General features: G+C 49.5%; 12 protein-coding genes. 4 read left to right on the top strand and 8 right to left on the bottom strand.

Annotated features, from left to right (window positions below):
* Positions 1–46: 46 nt before the first annotated feature.
* Together KK062_RS02815 and KK062_RS02810 are read left to right on the top strand one after the other, a co-directional pair.
* Positions 47–565, top strand: coding sequence for a DUF488 domain-containing protein (locus KK062_RS02815; RefSeq protein ID WP_254082710.1), 519 nt, complete (start codon positions 47–49; stop codon positions 563–565).
* A 2-nt stretch (positions 566–567) separates the two neighbouring features.
* The gene (locus tag KK062_RS02810; protein WP_254082709.1) at positions 568–1,092 is read left to right on the top strand and encodes an RBBP9/YdeN family alpha/beta hydrolase; all 525 of its coding nucleotides are present in this window, start codon (positions 568–570) and stop codon (positions 1,090–1,092) included.
* 649 nt (positions 1,093–1,741) lie between these two features.
* Here KK062_RS02810 and KK062_RS02805 read toward each other — a convergent pair.
* Complete coding sequence (locus KK062_RS02805; protein ID WP_254082708.1) at positions 1,742–2,263, bottom strand: GNAT family N-acetyltransferase; 522 nt, start codon at positions 2,261–2,263, stop codon at positions 1,742–1,744.
* Positions 2,244–2,786, bottom strand: a complete 543-nt coding sequence (locus tag KK062_RS02800; protein WP_254082707.1) for a PH domain-containing protein — start codon at positions 2,784–2,786, stop codon at positions 2,244–2,246. Before KK062_RS02800 ends, KK062_RS02805 begins: the two co-directional genes overlap by 20 nt.
* 263 nt (positions 2,787–3,049) lie before the next feature.
* Between KK062_RS02800 and KK062_RS02795 the strand changes: the two genes are divergently transcribed.
* Positions 3,050–4,660, top strand: a complete 1,611-nt coding sequence (locus KK062_RS02795) for a Na+/H+ antiporter (RefSeq protein WP_254082706.1) — start codon at positions 3,050–3,052, stop codon at positions 4,658–4,660.
* Between the two features lie 104 nt (positions 4,661–4,764).
* Positions 4,765–5,022, top strand: a complete 258-nt coding sequence (locus tag KK062_RS02790; protein WP_254082705.1) for a hypothetical protein — start codon at positions 4,765–4,767, stop codon at positions 5,020–5,022.
* 3 nt (positions 5,023–5,025) lie between these two features.
* On the opposite strand, the gene KK062_RS02785 is transcribed toward KK062_RS02790, so the two are convergent.
* The 6 genes from KK062_RS02785 to KK062_RS02760 form a co-directional block, all read right to left on the bottom strand.
* Positions 5,026–5,259 carry a hypothetical protein gene (locus KK062_RS02785; protein ID WP_254082704.1) on the bottom strand — a complete coding sequence of 78 codons (234 nt, stop codon included), beginning with the start codon at positions 5,257–5,259 and terminating at the stop codon, positions 5,026–5,028.
* 161 nt (positions 5,260–5,420) lie between these two features.
* Positions 5,421–5,717, bottom strand: a complete 297-nt coding sequence (locus KK062_RS02780; protein WP_254082703.1) for a hypothetical protein — start codon at positions 5,715–5,717, stop codon at positions 5,421–5,423.
* Positions 5,718–5,883: 166 nt separating this feature from the next.
* Positions 5,884–6,621 carry a TVP38/TMEM64 family protein gene (locus tag KK062_RS02775; protein WP_254082702.1) on the bottom strand — a complete coding sequence of 246 codons (738 nt, stop codon included), beginning with the start codon at positions 6,619–6,621 and terminating at the stop codon, positions 5,884–5,886.
* A 58-nt stretch (positions 6,622–6,679) separates the two neighbouring features.
* Positions 6,680–9,127, bottom strand: a complete 2,448-nt coding sequence (locus KK062_RS02770; RefSeq protein ID WP_254082701.1) for an ABC transporter permease — start codon at positions 9,125–9,127, stop codon at positions 6,680–6,682.
* Positions 9,128–9,246: 119 nt separating this feature from the next.
* Positions 9,247–10,356, bottom strand: a complete 1,110-nt coding sequence (locus tag KK062_RS02765; RefSeq protein WP_254082700.1) for a mechanosensitive ion channel family protein — start codon at positions 10,354–10,356, stop codon at positions 9,247–9,249.
* Between the two features lie 182 nt (positions 10,357–10,538).
* Positions 10,539–10,934 carry a response regulator gene (locus KK062_RS02760; RefSeq protein ID WP_254082699.1) on the bottom strand — a complete coding sequence of 132 codons (396 nt, stop codon included), beginning with the start codon at positions 10,932–10,934 and terminating at the stop codon, positions 10,539–10,541.
* Between the last annotated feature and the right edge of the window lie 4 nt (positions 10,935–10,938).

Genomic DNA, 10,938 nt, shown 5'->3' with positions numbered 1-10,938 from the left:
TGCAAGTCGTTCCTGGAATTTAATTTATCTTCGTGCCTCTTGTTGTATGACAGCGCCAAAGAAACCCCTTTATACCATCGGTCATGGCAACCGGCCCATTACGCTGTTGCTGGATCTACTGGAAGGATATTCCATCCGGTATCTCGCGGACGTCCGCTCACGCCCGTACTCCCGCTACCATCCGCAGTTTAATCGCGAGGCGCTCGCGGCATCGTTGGAGGCCCGTGGCATTACCTATGTCTATCTCGGGGATACGCTCGGTGGCCGCCCGGAAGACCCCTCCTGTTATATCGATCAGAAAATAAACTACGCGCTCGTCGCAGAGAAAGAGTTTTATCAGCAAGGCATCGCCCGCTTGCAAACAGCGTACGACAGAGACATTGCACTGGCTATCCTGTGCGCAGAAAGTAAACCGCAGGATTGCCACCGCGCGCGACTCATCGGTGAGACACTTGCGACCCGGCAGATTGACGTCATGCATATCGACGAGCACGGCGGATTACAAACGCATGCCGCCGTCATGCAGACCTTGCGAAAGGGATTACAAGATCTTTTTGGAAATTGAGTATGATACACTATTTCATCATTCCCGGCCTGGGCAACTCCGGTCCCGAACATTGGCAAACCCATTTTGAAAAAACACTTCCCAATGCCCGGCGCATCGACCAACAGGAATGGGAAGCACCGGTTTGTGCCGATTGGATTGCCACGATCGACACGGCCCTGCAAGGTTGTGATCTTTCCAACGTCGTGCTGATCGGGCATAGCCTGGGCTGCTCCGCCATTGCGCATTGGGCCCAACAATATGGCAAACGTGTGCGCGGTGCATTGCTGGTAGCACCGAGTGACATGGAATCACCCTTGTATACTTTTCCGATAAAAGGATTCAACAAAATGCCGACGAAGCACATCGATTTCAAAACCATTGTGGTCACCAGCACAAACGACCCGTGGGTGACGCTGGAACGTGCCAACTTGTTTGCAAAGAATTGGGGAAGTACTCTGATCAACATCGGCGAAGCAGGCCACATCAACGTTGCCGCAGGGTTTGGCCCGTGGGAAGAGGGATTAGCGCTCGCCAAAATGTTGTAATCCGGCCTCAAAACTGTTAAATACACAGTAACAAATCATATATATACTTACTATAGATATGAAAAAATTAATATAGGTAAAGTTTGCAAAATCGTTGGGGGCTCTCTACATTCGGTCCCAAGAGCCCATCGATCCCGTCATACCGCTAAAAATGTGACCGGATAGATGGGCTTTGTCTATTTTTACGTAGTCTGAGTTGGTAAGTCTTTAATCGATTTGTGCTTTACGGGTTGATTGTGTTCTAACAAGATCCTGCCTCTCCTGGCTATGTGCCTCTGTTCCGGTCGATGTCCGCAAATTTTGCGAAAGTTATGGTAGTCCGGAACCTTTGTTTACCGCTGACTTTATTAGATGGGCTCTAATAAGTACTTAGATTTGAGCACCTCATGCTTTTAAGTTGAGGCATGCATACTCCAGCATGTAAAGGTTGGACGAACCCCCTGCCAATGAAGTAAAAAAAAATTAACCCCTCACCCATGTGTACCCGGTAGCCGGGTACACTTCACCTGACAAGCTCCTAACCGACCCTATCAGGTATTTACTTCCGGTATACCGGACGAAAGTAAAAGCCTCCACGAGGCTTTTACTTTCCGTAAGGATATCGCATAATACTTTTATCTTTTATGGCAGTAGATGCCAGAATTTACATTTATTCTCCCACCGAAAGATTTTTGCCTAGCAGAATAAACTCTTGCAACTGTCCGGGCAGTGTGATCATTTTTTCAAAACTCAATCCCAACCGATTCAATAGGTTTAGCGAGCGCTGGTTTTCTTCCGTCGTGATGGCAATGATGCGCTTGAGCTGCAGCGTCGTCGCAGCATAGTTCAATACGGCATGTGAGGACTCAAACGCAAGCCCTTGCCCTTCGTACTTCGGCAAAAATGCAAACCCAATGTCCGGCTCGTCTAGTGTGTCGCGTTTTAACAGGCCGCAGACACCCAGGGGCAAGGTATCTTCCGTACGCGCTACCCGCCACAAGCCAAAACCAAACTGGGCATAGCTCTTTTGCGGGCCTTGCTGAATATAGTCTTCGGCGCGCTCGAGGCTAAATATGCCACGATCGCCGATGTACCGCAACCAGTTGGGTGTATTGAGCAGCTCCAATATAAATGGAGCGTCTTCCATCGAGAGTGTTGAAAGGGTGAGACGATTAGTTTGCAGTATGACCATGTCTAACAACGTTTCGAATGTCATCTACCCAGCGATCAGCCAATGATACCGTAAAGATGTGTTCGCGGTCCTTCACCTTTACAGTAATCCCGGTGCGATATATACTGTGCGTGACCGATAATTTCACCTCGCTTATTTCTTCCAGATCAGCCTCCAATTGTCTAACACCTATCGGCGGTTCATCCTGCAAGTAACGAAACATTAACCGCTGGTTTGTTAGCTTTAGTCTTCCTTGCACGGGTTTGCTATGAAGAATATACCCCACCTCCGCCGACTTCAAAATCTCTTCGCCTTCCCGCATAGGAAAATCAACAGCCATCTTATGTGAGGCTGTTGGATCCCACTTAAAGTAGATACTCGACATGATCAGTAAGGTCATTAAAAAACTCGGCAACAAAGCATCATCAATCCGCTCTGCAAACGGATCGAGAGAGTTTTGTGCAAGGAATATCGATGAATGCAGAATGAAAAATAAAAGGAATGTTATGCCAAAAAAACGCAGTGGCCTATTCTTCAGGCTCACATATAACGATGTCATCATTTGCGAAACAATATTCCTTTAATATACGCAGAATTGCTGTATAGGTTGGCGAACAACTGTTTTATTTTGTCATTTGCAATGACAACTTACGGACTTGCGAATTTTAATGCTTTTTTAATTCCCGGCGAAGATGTCGTTTTTTTAGTGCTGGCAAGTCGATTTGCACGCGTACGACGTCACCACGGCCAGGCCGCTGGCCGGAATGGGTTGCCTTCCTCCGTTTCCTTTTTTTAATTTGCCCCTTCATGATTCATCATAACCTGCTGCTGATCCTGTCGCTGTTGTTCGCGGTCTCCATTCTTTCCCTGCTAAGCCAGAAGCTACGGGTCTCCTACCCTATATTTTTAGTCATCGGTGGATTGCTCATCAGCCTCATCCCCGGCACACCCCACATCACACTCAACCCCGAGCTGATCTTTCTCATCTTTTTGCCACCGCTGCTGTACGAAGCAGCATGGTATACTTCGTGGCACGACTTCTGGAAATGGAAGCGGCCTATCAGTCAGCTGGCGTTCGGTTTGGTGATCATCACGTCGTGTGTGATCGCCGTGGTATCCAGCAAGATGATTCCCGGTTTTACCCTGGCGCTCGGCTTCTTGCTTGGCGGCATCATCTCACCACCAGACGCTGTCGCCGCTACCTCCGTGCTCAAAGGCCTGCCAGTGCCCCGGCGCGTCGTAACTATCCTGGAAGGTGAAAGCCTGGTGAACGACGCATCGTCGCTCATTGTGTTCCGGTTTGCGCTGGCGGCCATCATCTCGGGGAATTTTATTCTGAACGATGCTATCGGGGACTTCTTTATCGTAGCCGGCATGGGCGTCGTCGTCGGAATAGCCATTGCCCATATCATGTATTTCATTCACCTCTACATGCCCACGACCGCCAGTGTAGACACCGCGCTCACATTGATGACACCGTATATCATGTACATCGGTGCAGAACGATTTCATTTCTCGGGGGTCATGGCCGTCGTCAGCGGCGGATTGTTTCTCTCCTTCCGTTCACACGATTTTCTCAACTATCGCTCGCGCATGCAGTCTACCAGTGTGTGGGCCACGCTGGTATTCCTGATGAACGGCTTTGTCTTTATTCTGATTGGACTACAACTGCCCGTGATTATGGCAGAAATGGGCGGGTATTCGGTCTCCGAGGCTATCCGCTATGGCGTCATCATTAGCGTCATCACAATCGTGCTCCGGATCATCTGGGTTTACCCGATCTTTTATATACCCCGGTGGATCAGTAAGCGTATACGTGAGCGCGACCCCGCGCCGGGTCTTAATACGGTCTTTGTCATGGGTTGGGCGGGTATGCGCGGTGTCGTATCACTTGCCTCCGCACTGGCCATTCCCTTAACGCTGGAAGGTGGCGAAGCCTTCCCTCAACGAAACCTCATCCTCTTTATCACCTTCGTCGTCATTCTGATCACGCTGGTCATCCAGGGTCTTACCCTGCCGCTGGTGTTGCGTTTGTTAAAGATCAAAGAGATCGACGAGATTGTGCCGGAAGAAGAACAGGAGGCTGCCATTCGCTTGCGATTGATGAAAGTCTCCCTGCACTGGTTGGATCAAAAACACGCCACGGAAGTGGAGGAGAATGAGCTGATTGAAAATATTAAACAACAGCTGGAGAGTGACCTGGATCTGACGCGGCAACGGTTGGAGACGCTTACACATCATGATCCGGAGATGCGGGAGATACGGGAGTATACACATATTCTTCAAGAGCTTGTTGAGGCGCAACGGAAGGAACTTGCGTTGATTCGGCGGGAGAAGTTATATGATCATGAAGTGGTGCGGAAACAGGAGGCGCAGTTGGACCTGGAAGAAGCCAAATTGAACCACTATACGCATTAGCGGGCAGGCGCTCGCCATGTGCCGGATGCGTAGTCTGCCATGCCATTCCATACCAAAAAGGCGCGATTTTTTACTATTTTACCGCAGTATCAACACTTTTTACCATGATCACTGTAAACGTCATTGAAACGGAATATACGCCGGTGGGCGATATGGCCGAGTTGCTACTGGACAGGCATGTGGAGCCGGCTCTGGGAATGATGCTGATCGATGAAAAGGGTGATACGTGGGAAGTGACCGGCACGCTGTCTGACAGTCAACGAAATACGACAGATCCGTCCATGCGACGGTGGACCTTTCAGGTCAAGCCCGTCAACACAGACGATAATATCCACACAGGATTATTCAAGCTGATGCACTAAGCACTAGGAAGTGGGGTTTTCCACGACCACTTCCCAACGCCCGCGGTCATCTTTGGCATATGACAGGCCATTGCTCATGGTATGCACCTCTTTGCCCGACGGATCGGTAAAGGTCTTTGTTTCATACACACGAATGCCGCCGTTTTCCTGTGTCAGGAAGACGACCAGCGCGGTTACAGAGGGGGCCACATCGTGTAGCCACAGGTCGTCGTTCTCGCGTACAAATGCCTGGCTCATGATCTTCAGTTGTTTTTCACGTACAAGATTAAAAAAATGGTGCCCTCCTGATCGGGTATTATAACACGAGAGCCCTTCTCTTTCGGGAAGGGCTCGTTCGTTTTGTAGCAGGTTGTGGGCTCCTTCTACATTCAGGTCTTTTTTTTAACTATACAAAAGTCTTAGAGAACGGAAGCTATCCGTAAGGGTTCGTTCATCGGCTCGTGCACCAATAAAGGCTTTATATCGTTGATCTTCTGCACCTGCGCTTCCAGCTCTTCCTGGATCTTATGGTTCAGCTCGATCAGCTTGTTAAGCCGGTCGATGATCTCGGTCTTTTCAAAGTCGTTCAACTCATTGTGCGTACGCAAGTAGTTAGTAATGCCGGAAATACGTTCGTCTATCTGCACAATGGATGTCAGGGCGTTGTCGCCGTATGATACCTCCACACTGTCGAGGTTGAATTTTAGATTTTCCATGATCGTGTGCTTTTTGCTAACAATACATAAAAAAGCGTGCCGTGCTTCTGCACGGTGTTCGAACGTCGAGCGTACAATGAATATACACATTCATCGTCAATTCTGGAATGGTCAGCATGTAATATATTTTCGTTCAGACCCGGCGTTATAACATAGATGTTACTTGCTAACGGTTAGCATACTGGGCATATGCCTCACGTCGTTTATGCCGGTCAAGGTAAATATACCCCAGTAACAACACCAACGAAATGGCCGCGATCCAAATCAACGCCTTTTCGATCTTACCATTGTTCCCATAGATTGCTATGAGCACAATAAGCGGAGTAATACCACCCAGCGTAGCCAGTATATATTTTCGATAACTCATTTCCAGAATGCCGGCAACAAAACTCAACGCATCATTCGAAAAGGACGACAAGCGCGTAATGGCAATCGCCTTTACACCATAGCGCTCGATAAAAATACAAATCTTGTCTTGCGCTTTCTGTGAGACAAAGCGGTCGATAGCACGGGGGCCGAGCTTGCGGCCGATAAAATATCCCAGGGTTGATGAAGCAAATACGCCGGCGAGCGAGATCAACCCGCCCCATATGGGCCCATAGCAAATAATGGAGATCATAAACAACAGGATATTCGGAACCACAAACATAAACATCTGCAGCATCATCGCCACGATCAACACCAGTGGACCCCACAATCCAAATTGCTGCACCCACGGTTTAATGCGTTCTTCGTCGTTGCTTGTAATGACATCAAAAGCCTCATTGATGGCTGCCTGGAACCCGGGGAATACAAAGTAGCAGCCCACCAGCATCGCCAAAACACCGATGGCAGCAAACATCAAAATATTACTGGATTTTTTCTCTTTTCTTTTTGGAGTTTCTTCTGCGCACGGATCTTCCATAATAGGACTGGCATTTGTTAACGGTGGATAAAATTCCTCGTTAAAGAACCATGCCACCCTATTCCTGCCGCAAGGTATTGACCGGGTTCATGTGCGCCGCCTTCAGAATTTGACTACCTACGGCGACAATGGCCAGAACAGCTACCACGACAACCGGCATCAGGAACATCCACCACGTCAACGATGCGCGGTAGGCAAAATCTTCCAACCACAATGTTAGTACATAATACGCCAGCGGTATACCCACCACGTTGGCCGTCAGCAGCAGACGCACATAATCGCGCGAGAAGAGCAGAAAAATACTGGCTGCCGTGGCGCCTAACACTTTGCGCACACCCACCTCTTTCATGCGCACCGTAACCGTATACGACACCAGGCCCAGCAGGCCTAAACAAGAGATGGCAATCGAGAAGAATGCAAACGCAGTAAACACACGGCCAAAGCGTAGGTCCTCTTTATACTGATCCGCCACGTGCGTGTCAAGAAACGAATAATTGAACGGATTGTCAGCGTATGTCTGCTGCCATTGTTGGCGTATGTGGGCAATAACATCTTGCACGGAAGCGGTATTACCCGGACTCAGTCGCAACGATATATAGAGCGGATACGCCGGTGTATTGCGGAGCATCATCGGCTCAAAGCCATTGCGCAATGATTTATGATGGTAATTCCGAACAACGCCCAATACTTCTACGGTCCGGCCCTGGAAGTCAATCTTCTGACCCACGGCCGCTTCTGGCGAAGCAATGCCAAACAGTTCCACGGCTTTTTCATTGAGGTATACCAGGCTGTCTCTGCCCGGCTCGATGGGCGGGAACTTACGCCCTGTCAATAACTTCATGTCGAACACGTTCAGGAAGTCCTCGTCCACACGATAGGTCAACAAGCCCAGGTATTGATCCGATCGACCCAAGAGGCGAATATTGGCCATGTTATCGAGGTCGTTGTAAGATTTGCCCGGCAATGCAGAAGATAACGTCACATACTTTACCGCCGGGTATTTCAGCACCTGCTCTTTGAAATGCTGATAGCGGCTGAAGAATACCGAGTCGTTCTCAATCGTACTGGGACTGTTGATCACCAATGTGTTGTCGAACGAAAATCCGAGGTCGGCCGTGCGCATAAACTGCAACTGATTCATGACGATGATCGTACCGGTAATAAGGCCGGCCGACATCACGAACTGAAACACCACCAGTGCCTGACGTAACCACGACTTGCCCCGCGCAACACTGCCGGACGAAGCTTTGAGCACCCGTAGCGGCTGAAACGATGACAACGCCAGCGCCGGATACAGACCGGCCGCCAGGCTTCCCGCGACATACAATGTGAGCAATGTGCGCAGAAAATCTATATCGCCCAACATCGTAAAGCGCAGATCCTTTTCCAACATCGCGCCAATCAACGGCACCGACGCCTGCACAATCATTATGGCTAGCAAAATGCCGATCAGATTCATGCAGAACGACTCCAACAGAAATTGCCCCATGATCTCCCGCCGGCTGGCGCCGTTCACCTTACGCACGCCAACTTCCTTGCCACGGCTTTCACCCCGCGCAGTCGACAGGTTGATATAGTTCACCCAGGCAATAGCCAGAATCATGATCGAAATTACGACCAGGAACTGCACCGCGCGCCCATCGCCGCGAGGTTCTAATTCAAACGACAGGTGTGAGCGCAGGTGAATATCGCCCAAAGGCAGTAATACAAAGCTCTTATGCGAATCTTTGCCCATATACTTCTCGGCATAACGGTCGTCAAGCTTCGCTTGCAGCATTCTATAGTCAGTGCCTGGTGCCAACCGGATGTACGTATAGAAGTCATTCCAGCCCCAGTTATGGGTCAGGTCCCTGCCGGCAGTAAATTCTGCATACGAGATCAGCACGTTGGGTTTGAAGTGTGAGTTGCCCGGTATATTTTCCATGATACCGGTCACACGCATGATGCTTTGGCCGTTTACCCGGATGGTTTTATTCAACGGGCTCTCTTTCCACGCGTCCATGGGGCCGAAATACTTCTCTGCCGCACGACGCGACAGCACGATCGATGCAGGTTCGACGAGCATTGTAGCCGGATCACCGGCCAACACCTGAAAGTCGAAGAAGCGGAAGAAGGTGGAATCAGCGTAGTATACTTTCTCCTCCTCAAAAATGCGATCGTCAACCTGGAAGACGATGCGGCCGTACTCAGGTGTGGCAAAGGTATAGGCCTGTACTTCCGGAAAGTCAGCTTTCAGCGCCGCGCCGGCGGGCACATAGGTGGCTGCGTCGGTATAGGCCTCCTGGTTGGGGCGGGCAAAGTGCATGGCTACGCGGTAGATGTCCGACGCATGGGTATGAAATCGGTCATAGCTTTCTTCGTATAGTACATACTGCGAAATGATGATGTACATCGCCAAACCGACAGAAAGACCCAGGATGTTGATGATCGAATATGCTTTGTTTCGAAGCATCGTGCGGAGGATCACTTTGAAGTAGTTGCGGATCATGGCGTGCGATTTGGCCAAGGCATGCAATTATGTGACCAGAATCGAGATTGGCATTTGATCTGGCATAGGCCTAGCAAGACACTATGTGGTGTCCGGTTCCGGATGTTTCTGTCCGGCATGGGACGCATGGTCCGGCGTTAGGTTTTGTCGGCGGCGTCCGTTTTATCTGGCGCCTCATTGGGATTCAAAGCTTCCTCGCCGCCGCCTTTCATCATCAAACGTTGGGTCGGCAATGCGAAGTCTACACCCAATGCCTGCAAGCGATCGTAGATTGCCAGATTGATTGATTGCTGAGTGTCCATGTACTTGTTGAAGTCTGAGCTGAGCACAAAGTAAACGATCTCGAAGTTCAGGCTCCAGTCTTTATAGGAAGCAAAGTGTGCACGGTCAAACCGTACGTCTGCCTGGGCCTCCACAATTGCTTTTAGGATTGCCGGGATCTCCCGCACTTTTTCGATTGGTGTTGCGTATGAGATATTGATGTTAAAAACCACCCGGCGTAAGTTCTGGGTTTTGAAGTTATGAATGCGGGCGTTCATGAGGTTCGAGTTGCCGATGACCAGCTGCTCACCACTCAGGCTGCGAATACGCGTCGTTTTAAGACCTATATATTCGACCGAACCCATCTTGTCGTCTACGACAATAAAGTCGCCTACCTCAAACGGCCGGTCAAAAAAGATAACAAAATAATTAAATAGATCACCCAGGATGTTTTGTGCCGCCAGCGCAATGGCGATACCACCAATGCCGAGGCCGGTAATAATAGTTGTAACGTTGTAACCCAGGTTGTCGATTAAGAAGACAGCGCCTAAAATCCAGACGACAATGTTGATGATCACCATCAGGCCACCCAGCTGTTTGATCTTCTCCTCGCCTTTCTCCTGCCGACGGATATAGTTTTGAAGTACCAGCGAAATGATCGAAGATATCAGCCGCAGGATAAAAAACGTAATAACCAGGGCCGTGGCAATGCGCAACACGTTGTCGGCCTTCGGCGTCAGCTCCAGGTAGTTAATACCAGAATAGATTATAAAGTAGTATAAGGCCGGCAGCGCAAAACGCTCCACAGTCTTTAAGAGAAAATCATCATTGGTGGTCTTGGTGGTATTCGCCCATTTTTCCAGGCGGCGCAACAGCGTGCCCTTAAAGATGCGAAGGACCAATATGCCGACAATAATGATCGCCAGGGCAATGAGATAATCCTGTACGGTATTGTTCCAGTACTCGCGTTGTAATAGTTCGTTCATTTATAGACGGTCTTATTGGTGAAACTACCAGCTATCGGAATTTAATTATTGTGCCCAAACAACATGGGAAAACCGGCGACACAGAAGATCGAAAAAGCGGCAATTCCGAATGTAGAATAAACTCAACAAGTCATAGAGCAGAGGCGTAGAACTGTTGACACACTTACCGTAGAGTATTTTCTTCAGACAATGAGCGTCATTAGCGTTTTGATCAATGCTATATACTCATTGTAATCATACGGCTTGGACATGAATGTCACCGCGCCGAGCGCCTTCGACTCGCTGGCAAGCTCATGGCCATCATGGGTAGAGTATATCACAACCGGAATGTGTTTGTAGTCGTCGCTCGCCTTCACTTCTCTCAACACCTCCGTCCCCTTCTTTCGGGGCATGTTCTGATCCAACAAAATCAATGCTGGATATGCATCGCGCCGCTGTTTCGTGGCGAGGAAGGGCATTACCTCGCTGCCCTCTTCGAGCATCACAAGCTGATATTCTTTTTCCACTTCTTGAAAGATCTCCGCGAAGACGGCACGGTCGTACTGATCGTCCTCACATAGCAACAAGTACTTCGACATACTT

The sequence above is a fragment of the Dawidia cretensis genome, assembly GCF_018598175.1.
GTDB classification, from domain to species: domain Bacteria; phylum Bacteroidota; class Bacteroidia; order Cytophagales; family Cyclobacteriaceae; genus Ohtaekwangia; species Ohtaekwangia cretensis.
The sequence above is the reverse complement of the archived record's forward strand: the minus strand, read 5'-3'. Positions and strand labels throughout refer to the sequence as shown.